The 15862-nt window shown below is 63.5% G+C and carries 12 protein-coding genes; 9 read left to right on the top strand and 3 right to left on the bottom strand.

The window, feature by feature from the left end; genetic code table 11:
- Positions 1-64 precede the first annotated feature (64 nt).
- Complete coding sequence (locus DIE12_RS21775; protein WP_124551350.1) at positions 65-1228, bottom strand: polysaccharide biosynthesis/export family protein; 1164 nt, start codon at positions 1226-1228, stop codon at positions 65-67.
- Between the two features lie 389 nt (positions 1229-1617).
- Between DIE12_RS21775 and DIE12_RS21770 the strand changes: the two genes are divergently transcribed.
- From DIE12_RS21770 to DIE12_RS21755, 4 genes are all read left to right on the top strand, one after another.
- Positions 1618-2778, top strand: coding sequence for a glycosyltransferase family 1 protein (locus tag DIE12_RS21770; RefSeq protein ID WP_124520293.1), 1161 nt, complete (start codon positions 1618-1620; stop codon positions 2776-2778).
- Between the two features lie 261 nt (positions 2779-3039).
- The gene (locus tag DIE12_RS21765) at positions 3040-4848 is read left to right on the top strand and encodes a capsular biosynthesis protein (RefSeq protein WP_260429038.1); all 1809 of its coding nucleotides are present in this window, start codon (positions 3040-3042) and stop codon (positions 4846-4848) included.
- 31 nt (positions 4849-4879) lie between these two features.
- The gene (locus tag DIE12_RS21760) at positions 4880-6310 is read left to right on the top strand and encodes a mannose-1-phosphate guanylyltransferase/mannose-6-phosphate isomerase (protein ID WP_124551348.1); all 1431 of its coding nucleotides are present in this window, start codon (positions 4880-4882) and stop codon (positions 6308-6310) included.
- A 285-nt stretch (positions 6311-6595) separates the two neighbouring features.
- A complete protein-coding gene (locus DIE12_RS21755) occupies positions 6596-7408 on the top strand; it encodes a mechanosensitive ion channel family protein (RefSeq protein ID WP_044844061.1) in 813 nt (270 codons plus the stop codon).
- A 176-nt stretch (positions 7409-7584) separates the two neighbouring features.
- Here DIE12_RS21755 and DIE12_RS21750 read toward each other — a convergent pair whose 3' ends face one another.
- Positions 7585-8268, bottom strand: coding sequence for a DedA family protein (locus DIE12_RS21750; RefSeq protein WP_124551347.1), 684 nt, complete (start codon positions 8266-8268; stop codon positions 7585-7587).
- Between the two features lie 171 nt (positions 8269-8439).
- Here DIE12_RS21750 and mutL point away from each other — a divergent pair, with 171 nt between their 5' ends.
- Complete coding sequence (mutL, locus tag DIE12_RS21745) at positions 8440-10443, top strand: DNA mismatch repair endonuclease MutL (RefSeq protein WP_124551346.1); 2004 nt, start codon at positions 8440-8442, stop codon at positions 10441-10443.
- Positions 10440-11417: a tRNA (adenosine(37)-N6)-dimethylallyltransferase MiaA gene (gene miaA, locus DIE12_RS21740; protein ID WP_124529724.1), complete on the top strand. Its 978-nt coding sequence runs from the start codon at positions 10440-10442 to the stop codon at positions 11415-11417. The genes mutL and miaA overlap by 4 nt, the downstream gene beginning before the upstream one ends.
- Positions 11418-11586: 169 nt before the next feature.
- Here miaA and purM read toward each other — a convergent pair whose 3' ends face one another.
- Positions 11587-12642, bottom strand: a complete 1056-nt coding sequence (gene purM, locus DIE12_RS21735; protein WP_124551345.1) for a phosphoribosylformylglycinamidine cyclo-ligase — start codon at positions 12640-12642, stop codon at positions 11587-11589.
- Between the two features lie 247 nt (positions 12643-12889).
- On the opposite strand from purM, the gene hda reads away from it, so the two are divergent.
- The 3 genes from hda to pcnB are packed head-to-tail and all read left to right on the top strand — an operon-like array spanning position 12890 to position 15854.
- Positions 12890-13624 carry a DnaA regulatory inactivator Hda gene (gene hda, locus DIE12_RS21730; RefSeq protein WP_044844057.1) on the top strand — a complete coding sequence of 245 codons (735 nt, stop codon included), beginning with the start codon at positions 12890-12892 and terminating at the stop codon, positions 13622-13624.
- Positions 13625-13635: 11 nt separating this feature from the next.
- Positions 13636-14313: an HAD family phosphatase gene (locus DIE12_RS21725; protein ID WP_044844056.1), complete on the top strand. Its 678-nt coding sequence runs from the start codon at positions 13636-13638 to the stop codon at positions 14311-14313.
- 5 nt (positions 14314-14318) lie between these two features.
- A complete protein-coding gene (gene pcnB / locus DIE12_RS21720; RefSeq protein ID WP_124487954.1) occupies positions 14319-15854 on the top strand; it encodes a polynucleotide adenylyltransferase PcnB in 1536 nt (511 codons plus the stop codon).
- The last annotated feature ends 8 nt before the right edge of the window (positions 15855-15862 follow it).

Raw genomic sequence — 15862 nt, 5'->3', positions numbered from 1 at the left:
CAACGCAAAGCTTTTGATGGTTTAACCGCGACAATCCGTTCTCCGTTCCAGGCGGAACCCTGACTCAATATGCACGAATCACGTTCGTCACCGGGAATACAACCGAGAACACGAGATTCAGGAATTTCTGAAGCTCGGCAACAGGTGCATTCGATATGTAGATAAGGTCATGATTATTTACCTGAAATGACTGAGCGACGAAGAAGCTGGCCGGATCCTTCAGGTTCATCCTGTAGATGACCGGAACCTTCCCATCGGCAGTCTCGATAACCGGCTTGTTCGTCCATTCCAGCGCATTGCTCGGCTCAAATCGGAAAATGAATACGCCCTTGGGATCGGACCTGCCGTCATTCAGGCCGCCGCTACGCGCGAGAGCTTGTGAAAGCGTAATCCCCTGAGCCTCGAAATTGATTTCGTCGTTCTTTCCGGACGCGCCAAGGACTGTAAAGCTCGATGGCTGGAACAGCGCGGTAATGACATCGCCGCTTCGCAGCGATACATTTTGTCGGGGGTCTCGAATAATGTTCTGCAAAGGCAACGCTTCGACCTTGTCACCGCGCGTCATCTGAATCGTCGTCTTGTCGACAGGCTGACGTACGCCGCCGGCCGCGGCGAGTGCGTCCAGCACTCGCTCGCCACCTGGACTCAATTCGAGTCGCGTACTGTTGTTCACATCGCCGACAATCGTCGCGTAGGACGTCGCATTCTTGACTCGCCGCGCCACTACCTGTGGCTGGTTGGCCTTGCCTTTCAAGAGATTTGCGACCAATTGCGACAATTCGGTTGTCGTACGCCCTGCTGCCGCGACTGGTCCGACGAATGGAATGTCGATATTGCCATTGACGTCGATCGTCTGCTGCGGTAGTACCGTCGCGCGTGCGCCACCAGAAGAAGTCGAATCACCCGGTAACGCGCTTGCTCCGAACAGCATGGCTGGTGGAGCCTCCCAGATTGAAAGCTCGACCACATCGCCCGGGCCGAGTTCTTGTTGCGCGCCGAGTTGCTGGCCAAATGTGCCTGCAAAATCAACGACCTTGCGCTCCGCGACGAGTTTGCGCGCAACTGAATCGGTAAGATCCACAATCTGGATGCCATGGACATTACCTGCATCCTTCCCCTCCACGACCTGCGACGCCGTTGGCCCCGACGAAGGAACGATCCCACACGAAGCCAGACAACAGAGAACCGGAAAAATTGTCAATTTTGCGGTAATTCGACGTAAATTCATGTATTCGCTGCTCTTGCACGTAATGGTTTCTGATGCGGGCAATCTACCGTATCGCGGGTGACCCTGGCACTCGAGATCCAAGTGGCGTTCCGATTGCCCCAATCGGACACCGCGATGCTCCGGACTAAGCAAAAGCCTATCCGGCCACTCGCGCTAAGTGGGAGTTGAGGGGATGGTCTCTCGCTTCGGCGCAGGAGTGTCTCCTAACAATCCGGACAGCCTGCTAATATACGGGCGCGACAAGCGCGCGCCGTGAATTTTGGCACAATCGTGAACAAGATGTTAGGCTTGGTCGCCAGAATTTTCGCTTCGAGCCGGTTTGACCGTGACATATCGATATTTCACAAATTTACAAGACTCATAAGCGCGTTTGCAGCGCGACTCCAAAATTGTCAGCCATACTCCTCGATGTGTCCCGTTTAATTGGCAGGCTGATCGATCACACTCTGCCGACTGGTGTCGACCGGGTTGGGCTCGAATACATCCGACATTACGGGCATCGGCAGTCTACTCGCGCCGTTATCAGCGCCAACGGCTTCAGCGCCGTGCTTTCGCGCGCCGATTCGCGGCGCGCCTTCGAACTACTCCTAGAACAGGATGTTGCACGCACCCTTCCCACACGCATGCTGATGGCGAAAGCGCTTCTTCGTGCTGCTCGCCGAGAACGCTTTCCACGCGGCATCCTCCTGCATACGAGTCACTCCGGTATTGAAAATGCTCGCTATTTTCGATCCATGGAAAATCGCGGCGTCCGATCGGTAGTCATGATTCACGACATTATTCCGTTGACTCACCCCGAATATTGTCGTCCGACTACCAAGAATATTCATCAATGCCGCATTCGCAATACGATGGCACATGCGGCCGGAGTAGTGGCAAATTCTCAGTTCACGATCGAAACGCTTAAATCCGAAGCAAAATTGTCCGGAACCCCAATGCCTCCGTACACCGTCGCGCATCTCGCTCCCGGTATTTCGGAACGGAGACACAGTGTGCGGCCGATCGAAATGCCATACTTCGTCATGCTTGGCACAATCGAGCCGAGAAAGAATCATTGGTTCATACTGCATGTATGGAGACGGCTCGCGGAAATCATGGGCGACGCCACGCCCCGGTTGGTCATCATCGGCAGACGTGGCTGGGAATGCGAAAACGCTGTCGACATGCTCGAGCGCTGCGATGAATTGAAAGGCATTGTAATCGAAGAGACAGCTTGCACAGACATCCGGCTCCACGCCTATCTTCAGCATGCGCAAGCGTTGCTGTTTCCGTCGTTCGTCGAAGGCTATGGCATGCCGCTTATCGAGGCGCTTAAGGTACATACGCCGGTCATTGCTAGCGGCCTCGGAGTCTTTCGCGAGATAGCTGGTGATATTCCCGAATATCACGATCCGCTGGATGGCCCAAACTGGTTAGCGGCCGTCCAGGAATATGCGCGCAATGACAGCCGCGCTCGTACTGCCCAACTCGCCCGTATCGCGCGCTTTAACCCGCCCAGTTGGGCCGAGCACTTCGAGTGCGTCGACGGATTTCTGGATGATCTACGTTAAATGAACCGGCGCTTGAAATCCCGATGCGGACATTCGGACATCGATGACGATCTTCGCAACGTAAATCATCGCGACTCGAAAGCGGACGCGATCGGCAGTCGGCAAAGCACTTCGTGTATCGCCCGACGGAAGGAAGCAATAGGATTGACGTTCAAGCGGGGCCGCGACGTGTCAGTAAATACCGTTTGGCCCGGCCCGATCTGGTCGGACACGCCATCGGGTGCCCCGGGCCTCTCCTGGTTCAGCCTACCAGCAACCGGTATGGCCGGACCCGGCGCACTCGCAACCGCAATCGATGCAGAGCTCATGCGGGACTCCTCGGCTGGAACATCGAGTGAGATCGACATGCTCATGCAACGGGTGGTCGCCACCGCCGCGACCCGAGCGCGTAACGCCTTCCCGCAATGCCCGCCGGCGTTACTCGAAGCACGTCGCGCTCCAAGGGTTCTCGTTATTGACGAACGCTCTCGCGCCAACGGAGCTTGCCTTTCGGCGACAACGATCAGCTTCGAATTGTTCTCGAACATGGTCGATTCGGCAAAGAGGCGGCATCCGAATGCCGAATTCTGGATTGCACGATCCGGGGATTCCGGTTCCGGCCATTGGCTGTCGTCCCGTTGCCGTAACCTCCCCTCTGACACGAAGCGGATCGGCGCAGAACATTCACTTTGCGCAGCCTTGCCACACATCGATCACGTTTATACGATCAACGCCTCCGAGGGAATGAACGCCCTGCTCTCGGGCGCGAATGTGCATGTTTTCGGCTCACCGTATTACGCAGGATGGGGCCTCACGACAGACAATCTGGACATCGCGGACCGCACGTCACGCCCTTCACTTCGGGCGCTCTTTGACGTCGTTTTCTTACGTCTTACCCGTTACGTGAATCCGGCTACCCACGAATCGGGAACACTCGGCAATCTGCTCGATTGCATCGAACTGCAACGCACCGTGCATCAACGCTTTGCCCACCTGCAGCGAGTCGCAGGCATCCGGTTTCAGCGATGGAAGCGGCCGTTCGCTACACCATTCCTGACGGCTGGCGGGGGGGTGCTGCGGTGGGCCGACAATATTGAATCCGCGGCACCCGGCGAATGGGTCGCTCTTTGGGGAGCGAGAGACGCGCACCGCTCATTCGCTCCTACACCGATCGTTCGCATCGAAGACGGCTTCATTCACTCGACAGGCCTCGGTTCCGACATGATGGCGCCGTACAGCCAGGCGATTGATTGCACCGGAATATATTTCGACGCGTCGAAACCCAACGATTTACTCGCTACTCTGAACGAAGCCGAATTCAGCGAAAGCGAGCTGATCCGGGCCCGCGCTCTGCGGGAATCGATCGCCGCGCTCGGCATTACCAAATACAACCTGGGCCGCCGCCGGCCGACATGGTCCGCGCCCGATGGCCAAAGAATCGTGCTCGTACCCGGCCAGGTCGCCGACGATGCGTCGATCCGATTCGGGACGGGAAAAATCTCGTCGGCGGAAGAGCTTTTGAGGGAAGTACGCGCACGCCGCCCCGAAGCATTTATTGTTTACAAACCACATCCCGATGTACTGTCTGGGAATCGCAACGGCATAGTGAATGTTGATCACGCCGCCGATTTTGTCGACACCGATTCCGACTTACTTTCGCTGATCGAAATTGCTGATGAAGTCCACACTCTGTCTTCCCTTTCCGGCTTCGACGCACTTTTGCGAGGTAAAGCAGTATTTACTTATGGCTTTCCGTTTTATGCGGGCTGGGGACTGACGCACGATGCCCTGGCGCCAATTCGATGGCGCCAGCGCAAACTGTCAATTGATATGCTGACCGCCGGCGTATTATTACGCTATCCGATATATTGGGACTGGCGCATGCGGCTGTATACTACGCCCGAAGCCGTCATTCGACTAATCGCACCTTGCGTGGGCCGTCCGCTCGGGAAAATTCGCGACAGCCGGATGAGACTACTTACCAAGGCGATCCGCTGGAGTCGAAACGTACTTCACTACGCCGCCTGGAAATTGAATCCAAACGCTCGAGGGAAAAAACCTTCTTTTAGACCGGGTATAAAAAGTACGTAATTTATCAGAAGAGAAAGAAAGAGAGAAAGAAATGAATATATATCCAGTCATTCTGTGCGGTGGTAGCGGAACCCGCCTCTGGCCGATGTCTCGAGGCGGCTATCCGAAGCAGTATCTGAAGCTGACCGGTGAAGCGACGCTCGTCCAGCAAACCGCATTGCGGCTTCGCGCGATTCCCGATGTTTCGGCCCCGATCGTCATCACAAATCTCGAACAGCGATTTCTGGTCGCGGAGCAGCTTCGCCAAGTCGGAGTCACACCGTCGTCGATAGTGCTCGAACCGGTCGGCCGAAATACGGCGCCGGCCATCGCGATCGCAGCACTGTTGGCGATGCATGAATGGCCTGATGCTCTGTTACTCGTTCTTCCTTCGGATCACGTCATCCTGAACGAATCCGCCTTCGTGACGGCCAGTCAAAAAGCGGCGGCGATTGCGGCGGATCAATATTTGGTCACGTTTGGCGTCGCTCCGACCGAACCACATACCGGTTACGGCTATATCCGCCGGGGTCCGCGGATTGCCGAAGATCAGGATGTCCATCACGTCGACGCGTTCATCGAGAAACCGGACGCTCAAACGGCCGCAAGCTTCGTGACCGACGGCGGATACTGCTGGAACAGCGGCATGTTCATGCTCAAGGCATCGACATACTTCGAGGAATTGCAGCGCCACGCCCCGGACGTCGCCCACCATGCCGAGCTTTCGCTGAAAGCCGCGCAACGTGACGAAGACTTCATCCGCCTGGACTCGAAGGTGTTCGCGGCCAGTCCCAATATCTCCATCGACTACGCGGTGATGGAGCGGACCGACCGTGCGGCAGTGGTTGCCTCCGCCGACCTTGGATGGAACGACATCGGGTCATGGAGCGCGCTGGCGGAGATCGCGACGACCGACGCTCAACGCAACGCGCTGATCGGTGACGTCTTCACCGAAGGCGTCGAGAATTCGTACATCCGCGCAGAGCATCGCATGGTCGCGGCACTCGGCCTTGACAACGTCGTGATCGTCGAAACCGCCGACGCAGTGCTCGTCGCGCACCGCGACAAGGCACAAGACGTCAAGAAAGTCGTCGAGTGGTTGAACGCCTCGGGCCGCCAGGAATCGGTTACGCACCGACGCGTCGTTCGTCCATGGGGGTCATACGAAGGCATTGATCAGGGCGACAGATTTCAGGTGAAACGGATCATCGTCAGCCCTGGCGAAAAGCTAAGCCTTCAGATGCACCACCATCGCGCCGAGCACTGGATCGTCGTGAAGGGCACGGCGCTCGTCACGAATGGCGACAGGGAAATCATGCTGACGGAAAATCAGTCGACCTACATCCCGCTCGGCGCCACGCATCGCCTGAGCAATCCGGGCAAAATCCCGCTGGAGTTGATCGAGGTTCAATCGGGCGCCTATCTGGGCGAGGACGACATCATCCGATTCGAAGATACCTACGGCCGAGCCCCCGCCAAGTAAGACCTGCGGATCTTCTAGTGCATTCGCACCGTTGTCCCGGCGTCGACATCACGATCAGGGCGTCATGCACGCGCATGACGCCCGAGCGCCACACAATTGTTCCCGCCCTGAAGTTTTCGCTGCGCCAGTGCATCTGGCAATAGCCGCATTCGTGTAGCGAGATGCCGCCGCAATCGTCGGTCGCGCAGCAACGCGACAGCATGTCATCGGTTGCTCAATCGCGCCCGATAAATTTATAAACGCTCAGTCTCAAGTCGCTCGTTTCCCCCTCACTCAGGAGCCCCCATGCTGAACCTGGAATCCACCCAACAATTCCTGATGACCCGCGGCCTCGACTTCGGCCTCAACCTCCTCGCCGCGATCGTCCTGTGGTTCATCGGCCGCTGGGCGATCCGCCTCGGCACGCGCCTGCTGGGCAAGGTGGTACGCCGCAGCGGCAAGGTCGACCCGACGCTCACCGACTACCTGACCTCCGTAGTCAGCGTGCTGCTGACGATCCTGCTGATCCTCGCGATCCTGCAGATCTTCGGTGTTCAGACCACGTCGTTCGCCGCCCTGCTCGCCGGCCTCGGCCTCGCGATCGGCACGGCCTGGGGCGGCCTGCTCGCGCACTTCGCCGCCGGCGTGTTCATGCAGGTACTGCGTCCGTTCAAGATCGGCGACGTGATCAGCGCGGGCGGCGTCACGGGCACGGTGAAGGAACTCGGCCTGTTCGGCACGACGATCATCACCGCCGACAACGTCGTGACGATCGTCGGCAACAACAAGATCTTCTCGGACAACATCGCGAACTACAGCGCGACGCCGCATCGCCGCGTGGACCTGACCGCGAAGATCGCGAACGGCGTCGACGCGGCCGATGCGATCAACCGCCTGAAGACGCAGATCCAGTTGATCCCGAACGTGATGAAGGTGCCTGCGCCGGACGTCGGCGTGCTGCAGTTCACGCCGGAAGGCCCGCTGCTGTTCGTGCGTCCGTCGACGCAGCCGGAGAACTACTGGCAGGTGTACTGCGACACCAACCGCGTGATCCTCGAGACGTTCCGCGACGCGCAATACCCGACGCCCGAAACGCCGATCTTCCATCGCACGACCTGACAGAACGGTGCCACCCAACGGTTCGCAGGATTCCGACTGAAGCTGCCGGCGTCGAGCAGCCGGATCGGCCGATACCGCACATCGGCAATCGATCGGACCGCACGAACCGCACGGACGAAAAAAAAGCGTGGCAACTGCCACGCTTTTCACTGCGCCGAAGCGGAAAACGCGCAGGCTCAGCGGCCGCGCGTGTTCTGCGTACCGCCCGAATGCCGCCCGCGCACCAGCTTCCAGAGCGCGCCGAGCGCGACCGGCACGATCGCCGCGCCGATCCCCGCCAGCACGATCACGTTCAGATACTGGCGGATGAACGGAATATTGCCGAAGAAGTAGCCGAGCAGCACCAGCAGCAGCACCCAGAGCAACGCGCCGATCACGTTGAACAGCTGGAAGCGCGCGACGCTCATCGACGACGCGCCGGCGACGAACGGTGCGAACGTGCGCACGACGGGGATGAAGCGCGCGAGCACGATCGTCTTGCCGCCGTGCTTGTCGTAGAACGAGTGGGTCTTCTGCAGCGCAGCGCGATCGAGGAAGCGCTCGAGCACCGGGATATGCGTATTGAACACCTTGGGCCCGACCCAGCGGCCGATCAGGTAGTTCACGGTATTGCCGGCAATCGCCGCGACCAGCAGCAGCACGATCAGCCCGCCGACGTTCATGTCGCCCGTCGCCGCGAACGCACCGCCGATGAACAGCAGCGAATCGCCCGGCAGGAACGGCAACACGACGAGCCCCGTCTCGCAGAACACGATCAGGAACAGCACCAGATACACCCACGCACCGTACTGCCGGATGAAGTCGCCGAGGAACGCGTCGATATGCAGGACCAGGTTGACGAAATGAAGCAGCGTATCCAAATGCGATTCCTCGAAGGCGAAAGGGCCGGAGTGGCCGAAAAGCGGGAGTGCCCGCCGGACAAGGCGGTGCGCGGAACGCAGTCATCATACCGAAACTACCTTAAGGCTCCGTGAAAAAAACGTAAGCGGCCCCGGCCACGGCATCCGCCGCCGCCTCGCTATAATTCGGCCATGTCCGAAATCACCGAAACGGCCGCAGGCGCCGTGCCCACGCCCGCCGCGCGCCCGCTGCGCGCGATCCAGCCCCTGCCCGACCAGCTGATCAGCCAGATCGCCGCCGGCGAGGTGGTCGAACGCCCGGCGTCGGTCGTCAAGGAATTGCTCGAGAACGCGATGGACGCCGGCGCGACGACGCTGCGCATCGTGCTCGAGGAAGGCGGGGTCAAGCGCATCTCGATCACCGACGACGGCTGCGGGATTCCGCCCGACGAACTGCCACTCGCGCTGATGCGCCACGCGACGAGCAAGATCCGCTCGCTCGAGGAGCTCGAGGCGGTCGCGACGCTGGGTTTCCGCGGCGAAGCGCTCGCGTCGATCGCGTCGGTCGCCGAGATGTCGATCACGAGCCGCACGGCCGAGGTCGCGCATGCGACGAAGATCGACGCGACCACGGGCGCGCTGTCGCCGGCCGCCGGCGCGATCGGCACGACGATCGAGGTGCGCGAGCTGTACTTCAACACGCCCGCGCGCCGCAAATTCCTGAAAAGCGAGCAGACCGAGTTCGGCCACTGCCTCGAAATGATCCGCCGCGCGGCGCTCGCGCGGCCGGACGTCGCGATCTCGGTGCTGCACAACGGCAAGGCCGTCGAGCACTGGAACGCGACCGAACCCGCACAGCGCGTCGCGAAGATCCTCGGCGACGGCTTCGCGACCGCACACCTGCCGCTCGACGAGCAGGCCGGGCCGCTCGCCGTCTACGGCTGCGCGGGCCTGCCGACCGCGAGCCGCGGCCGCGCCGACCAGCAATACTTCTTCGTCAACGGCCGCTTCGTGCGCGACAAGCTGCTCACGCACGCGGTGCGCGCGGCGTACGAGGATGTCCTCCACGGCGACCGTTACCCGTCGTACGTGCTGTTCCTCGATCTGCCGCCCGAAGCCGTCGACGTGAACGTGCACCCGTCGAAGATCGAGGTGCGGTTCCGCGATTCGCGCTCGATCCACCAGTACGTCTTCCACGCGGTGCAGCGCGCGCTCGCGCGCCATGCAGGCGCGTCGCCGGAAACCACCGTGGGCGGCCATGCCGCACAACTCTCACCGGCGCCGAGCGGCCCCGCGTCGTTCCTGAATACGCCGCTCGGCCAGGGCGCGGCCGCCGGCACGGGCGGCAGCGGCTTCTCGTCGCCGTCGTCCTCTTCGTCGTCGGGCAACACGTGGATGCGCCAGGCGCGCATGACGCAGGGCACGCTGCCGGTCGCGCAGCCGCTCGCGCTCTACGACGCGCTGTTCGGCCGCAAGGACACCGGCGCGGGCACGCCGGACGGCACGACGATCGTCGCGCGCGACGCGGCCGATGCAGCGGCTGCGCCGGCCGCGCCGGCCGCGCCGCTGTCGGGCTTCGTCGCGTCGCCGCTCGCCGTCACCGCGCACGACGAGCAGCCGCTCGGCTTCGCGCTCGGCCAGATCCACGGGATCTACGTGCTCGCGCAGAACGCGCACGGCCTCGTGATCGTCGACATGCACGCGGCGCACGAACGGATCCTGTACGAACAGTTCAAGAACGCGCTCGCCGACCGCACGGTCGCCGTGCAGTCGCTGCTGCTGCCGATCTCGATGACGGCGACGCCGGTCGAGATCGGCACGGTCGAGGAAGAACGCGACACGCTCGAATCGCTCGGCTTCGACCTCGCGGTGCTGTCGCCGACGTCGCTCGCGATCCGCGCGGTGCCCGCGCTGCTGAAGGACGCGGACCTGCAGTCGCTCGCGCGCGCGGTGCTCGCCGACCTGCACGCGTTCGGCGGTTCGCGCGTGCTCACCGAACGCCAGCACGAGTTGCTCGGCACGCTTGCGTGTCACCACGCGGTGCGCGCGAACCGGCGCCTGACGCTCGACGAGATGAACGCGCTGCTGCGCCAGATGGAAGCGACCGAACGTGCGGACCAGTGCAATCACGGCCGGCCGACGTGGTATCAGCTCACGCTGAACGATCTCGACCGTCTCTTCATGCGCGGGCAATGAACGCTTCACCGCAGTCCGCTCCGACGACGATCGCCTGCCTGCTCGGCCCCACTGCATCGGGCAAGACGGCCGCGGCGCTGGCGCTCGCCGCGCGCCGTCCGATCGAGATCGTCAGCGTCGATTCGGCGCTCGTCTACCGCGACATGGACATCGGCACCGCGAAACCGACGCGCGACGAGCGCGCGAGCGTGCCGCATCACCTGATCGACATCATCGACCCGGCCGACGCATATTCGGCGGCCGAATTCCGCGCGGACGCGCTGCGCCTGATCGGCGAGATCGCCGCGCGCGGCCGCACGCCGCTGCTCGCGGGCGGCACGATGCTGTACTACAAGGCGCTCACGCAGGGCCTCAACGACCTGCCGACCGCCGATCCCGCCGTGCGCGCGGAGCTCGACGCCGAGGCCGCGCGCGACGGCTGGCCGGCACTCCACGCGCGGCTCGCGCAGGTCGACCCCGCGACGGCCGCGCGGCTCGCACCGAACGATTCGCAGCGGATCCAGCGCGCGCTCGAAGTGTTCCTGCTGAGCGGGCAGCCGATGTCGGTGCTGCTCGCCGCGCCGCGGCGCGCGGACGACGCGGCCGCGGCCTATCGCTTCGTGCCGGTCGCGCTCGAACCGTCGGACCGCGCGGTGCTGCACGCGCGCATCGCGCAACGCTTCGACGCGATGCTCGACGCGGGCTTCATCGACGAAGTCGAACGGCTGCGCCGCCGCGAGGATCTGCATCTCGGCCTGCCGTCGATGCGCTGTGTCGGCTACCGGCAGGCATGGGAATTCCTCGACGGCAACACCGACTACCGGACCATGCGCGACAAAGGCATCTTCGCGACGCGCCAGCTGTGCAAACGGCAGATCACGTGGCTGCGCGCGATGCCGGAGCGGATCGTCGTCGACTGCGTCGCGCCGGATTCGACGGCGCAGGCGCTCGACACGCTCGAACGCGTGCTCGACGGCCGCATCGACGATCAATAACGGGGCAGGATCGCCGCGCATCGATCCTGCTTGCGCGCGATACCCTCGTCTTCGGTCAGCGTCGTTCCTCTTTCGGGCCGCCCGCCAATACGCCAAGCGCCACGCCAGAAAAAAAGCCGCCCGGATCGACTCCGGGCGGCTCTCCTTGCTGCATCCTGCGTGCGCTGCGTCAGACCACGACCGTCTGCGCCTCGCCTTCGCGGCTCGCACGCACGGTGCCGATCTTCCACACCTGTTCGCCGGCGGCCGTCAGGTCGGCGATCGCCGCGTCGGCATCGGCCGCCGAGACGATCACGGCCATCCCGATCCCGCAGTTGAACACGCGGTGCATTTCCGCGTCGGCGACGCCGCCGTGCTCCTGCAGCCACTTGAACAGCGGCGGCAGCGACCACGCGTTCTGGTCGAGCTCGGCCGTGAGGCCTTCGCGCAGCACGCGCGGAATGTTCTCGACGAGGCCACCGCCGGTGATGTGGGCCATGCCCTTCACCGACAGCTTCTGCATCAGCGCGAGCAGCGGCTTCACGTAGATGCGCGTCGGCGCCATCAGCGTGTCGGCCAGCGAGCGGCCGTGGAAATCGGCCGACAGGTCGGGGTTCGCGCGCTCGATGATCTTGCGCACGAGCGAGAAGCCGTTCGAGTGGATGCCGCTCGAGGCAAGGCCGAGCACCACGTCGCCTTCGGCGATCGTGCTGCCGTCGATGATCTTGCTCTTCTCGACCGCGCCGACCGCGAAACCGGCCAGGTCGTATTCGCCGTCCGGGTACATGCCCGGCATTTCGGCCGTTTCACCGCCGATCAGCGCGCAGCCCGACAGTTCGCAACCATGCGCGATGCCCTTGACGACGGTCGCGGCCGTGTCGACGTCGAGCTTGCCGCACGCGAAGTAATCGAGGAAGAACAGCGGCTCGGCGCCCTGCACGAGGATGTCGTTCACGCTCATCGCCACCAGATCCTGGCCGACGGTGTCGTGTTTGTTCAGATGAAAGGCCAGCTTGAGCTTGGTGCCCACGCCATCGGTGCCCGATACGAGCACGGGCTCCTGGTACTTTTTCGGCACTTCGAACAGCGCGCCGAACCCGCCGATGCCGCCGAGCACGCCGTCGCGCAGGGTTTTCTTCGCAAAAGGCTTGATCTTGTCGATGAGCGCGTCGCCCGCGTCGATGTCGACGCCTGCGTCGCGGTAGGACAGACCTTGGGCGTCGGGAGCGGATTTCGGAGGATTCATGGGGGAATGCGAGAAGGTCGGTAAAATGCGATTTTACCCGAAGCCGGCCCGTTGGCCGGAATTCCCAGCACCGAATCGTCAGGGATTGCATCTTGGTCGACACGTCCCCGTTTTCATCGCCCCGCGAGCCGCGCCGGAAACCGCGCGCCGCCGTGCGTGCGGCCGCGTGTTCAGGCACCGGAGCAGCCCCCCGCGCGTGCCCGGCGTACGGCGCGCGTTTCATCAACCGACCTGCATTGTGACTGTTGTGTCCCGTCAACTGACGCTCGATCTCGGCACGCCGCCGCCCGCCACGTTCGACAACTTCATCATGAATGAGGAGAACGACGAGCTCATCTCGCGGCTCCAGAAGCTCGACCTCGCGCTCGCGGCGGGGCCCGTGCCGGACCGGTCGTTCTACATCTGGGGCGAGCCCGGCAGCGGCCGCACCCACCTGCTGCAGGCGCTCGTGAGCGACGCGTCGTACGGCTACGCGCGCTATCTGACGCCGCAAAGCCCGCTCGGCGCGTTCACGTTCGACCCGCGCATCGGCATCTACGCGATCGACGACTGCGACAAGATGAGCGACACGCAGCAGGTCGCGCTGTTCAACCTGTTCAACGAGGTCCGCGCGCACCCGTCGAGCGCGTTCGTCGCAGCGGGCCCCGCGGCGCCGCTCGCGCTCGACGTGCGCGAGGATCTGCGCACGCGCCTCGGCTGGGGGCTCGTGTTCCACCTGTCGCCGCCGTCCGACGCCGGCAAGATCGCCGTACTGAAGCTCGCGGCGAAGGAGCGCGGGATCGCGCTCACCGACGACATCGCCGCTTACCTGCTCACCCATTTCCGCCGCGACATGCCGAGCCTGATGGCGCTGCTCGACGCGCTCGACCGCTTCTCGCTCGAGCAGAAACGCGCCGTCACGCTGCCGCTGCTGCGCCGGATGCTGGCCCGCCCCGGCGACGACATCGCACCACCGGGCACAGGCCCGAACCGCTTCGAGTAAAATGCGCTTCCATGACTAATCTGGCACTCTTTGACCTCGATCACACGCTGATCCCGACCGATAGCGACCACGAATGGGGCCGCTTCATGGTGAAGCTCGGCATCGTCGACGCGGAAAGCTTCTCGCGTCAGAACGATCAATTCTTCGCCGACTACAAGGCCGGCAAGCTCGACATCCATGCTTACCTGTGCGCGATGCTCACGCCGCTCGCGAAGTATTCGCGCGCGCAACTGGCCGAATGGCACGAGCAGTACATGCACGAGGTGATCCGCCCCGCGATGACGCCCGCCGCGCTCGAACTCGTGCGCAAGCACCTCGATGCCGGCGACCTGTGCTGCGTCGTGACCGCGACCAACGAGTTCATCACGCGTCCGATCGCGACCGCGTTCGGCGTCGACACGCTGATCGCGTGCGAGGTCGAAACGACCGACGGCCATCCCGACTCGCCGTACACGGGCCGGCCGACCGGCACGCCGAGCTATCGCGAAGGCAAGATCGTGCGCACCGAAGCGTGGCTCGCGTCGCTCGGCAAGCACTGGGACGACTTCGAACACAGCTACTTCTACAGCGACTCGCACAACGACATCCCGTTGCTCGAGAAAGTCACCGACCCGATCGCGACCAACCCCGACGACACGCTGCGTGCGCATGCAAGCGACCGCGGCTGGCGCATCCTCGATCTCTTCTGAACGTCGTGATCAAAAAATTCATTCGCAAGCTGCTCGGCCAGGACGGCGCCGAACACACGTCGCCCGTCGAGGCGCCCGCCGTCGAAACGGCCCCTGCCCCGCGCCCCGCGAAGGGGAGCCGCGGCGGCGGCGCCAGGAAGGCGCGCAGCAACCACGAGCCGACCGTCGTGCCGGCCAGCGTGCACCAGATCGATCCGTCGCTGATCTCGCGGAACGCCGTGCGCGTGACCGACACGCTGCAGCAGGCGGGCTTTCGCGCGTTCATCGTCGGCGGCGCCGTGCGCGACCTGCTGCTCGGCATCGCGCCGAAGGACTTCGACGTCGCGACCGACGCGACGCCGACCGAGGTGCAGCGCCTGTTCCGCCGCGCGCGCCTGATCGGCCGCCGCTTCCAGATCGTCCACGTGCAGTTCGGCCAGGAACTGATCGAGGTGTCGACGTTCCGCGCGCTGGTCGACGCGCCGCCCGAAGCCGCCGCGGCCGAGCCGCCGAAGCGCCTGAAGCGCGACGAGCTCGACCGCCGCACGCATGCGGTGGACGCGAGCGGCCGCGTGCTGCGCGACAACGTGTGGGGCGAACAGCACGAAGACGCCGCGCGCCGTGACTTCACGATCAACGCGATGTACTACGACCCGTCAACGCAGACGGTGCTCGACTACCACGACGGGATGGCCGACATGCGCGCCCGCCTGTTGCGGATGATCGGCGACCCGGCCACGCGCTTCCGCGAGGATCCGGTGCGGATGCTGCGCGTCGTGCGCTTCGCGGCGAAGCTCGGCTTCGAGATCGAGCCGCACACGCGCGAGCCGATCAACGCGCTCGCCGACCTGATCAACAACGTGCCGGCCGCGCGCCTGTTCGACGAAATGCTGAAGCTGCTGCTGTCGGGCCATGCGCTCGCGTGCCTGCAGCAGCTGCGCAAGGAAGGCCTGCACCACGGGCTGCTGCCGCTGCTCGACGTCGTGCTCGAGCAGCCGCAGGGCGAGAAGTTCATCACGCTTGCGCTGAACAACACCGACGCGCGCGTGCGCGCCGGCAAGCCGGTGTCGCCGGGCTTCCTGTTCGCGACGCTGCTGTGGCACGACATGCGCCAGCGCTTCGAGCAATACACGGCGGAGGGCGAAATCCCGGTGCCGGCGCTCCATCGCGCGATGGACGACGTGCTCGACATGCAGACCGAGAAGCTCGCGATCCACAAGCGCTACTCGGCCGACATGCGCGAGATCTGGGGCCTGCAACTGCGCCTCGAAAAACGCTCGGGCCGCAGCGCGATGCGGCTGCTGGAACACCAAAGGTTTAGAGCGGGGTATGATTTCCTCCTGTTACGCTGCGAATCCGGCGAGCTCGATGCGGAAGTCGGACAGTGGTGGACGGATTTCATCGAAGGCGACGCGGCCGCCCGTGAGGCACTCCTCACGCAGGGCGGCTCGAAGGAAAAATCGCCCCGCAAGCGGCGCCGCCGCGGCGGTGCGCGAAACCGCAAGCCGGGCGAAGGCGCCGCCGAGCAGGCGCCGGACACCGCGGGCGGTTCCGACGACTGACGCGCTCG

This window comes from Burkholderia sp. Bp9015, from assembly GCF_003853505.1.
GTDB lineage: Bacteria > Pseudomonadota > Gammaproteobacteria > Burkholderiales > Burkholderiaceae > Burkholderia.
Note: the sequence above shows the minus strand (reverse complement) of the source record. Positions and strands in the feature narration are given on the sequence as shown.

Excerpts from the sequence above, each read along its gene's own strand:
- DIE12_RS21775 (WP_124551350.1), bottom strand. The coding sequence starts at position 1,228 with ATGAATTTACGTCGAATTACCGCAAAATTGACAATTTTTCCGGTTCTC.
- DIE12_RS21765 (WP_260429038.1), top strand. The coding sequence starts at position 3,040 with ATGGCCGGACCCGGCGCACTCGCAACCGCAATCGATGCAGAGCTCATG.
- DIE12_RS21760 (WP_124551348.1), top strand. The coding sequence starts at position 4,880 with ATGAATATATATCCAGTCATTCTGTGCGGTGGTAGCGGAACCCGCCTC.
- DIE12_RS21755 (WP_044844061.1), top strand. The coding sequence starts at position 6,596 with ATGCTGAACCTGGAATCCACCCAACAATTCCTGATGACCCGCGGCCTC.
- mutL (WP_124551346.1), top strand. The coding sequence starts at position 8,440 with ATGTCCGAAATCACCGAAACGGCCGCAGGCGCCGTGCCCACGCCCGCC.
- miaA (WP_124529724.1), top strand. The coding sequence starts at position 10,440 with ATGAACGCTTCACCGCAGTCCGCTCCGACGACGATCGCCTGCCTGCTC.
- purM (WP_124551345.1), bottom strand. The coding sequence starts at position 12,642 with ATGAATCCTCCGAAATCCGCTCCCGACGCCCAAGGTCTGTCCTACCGC.
- DIE12_RS21725 (WP_044844056.1), top strand. The coding sequence starts at position 13,636 with ATGACTAATCTGGCACTCTTTGACCTCGATCACACGCTGATCCCGACC.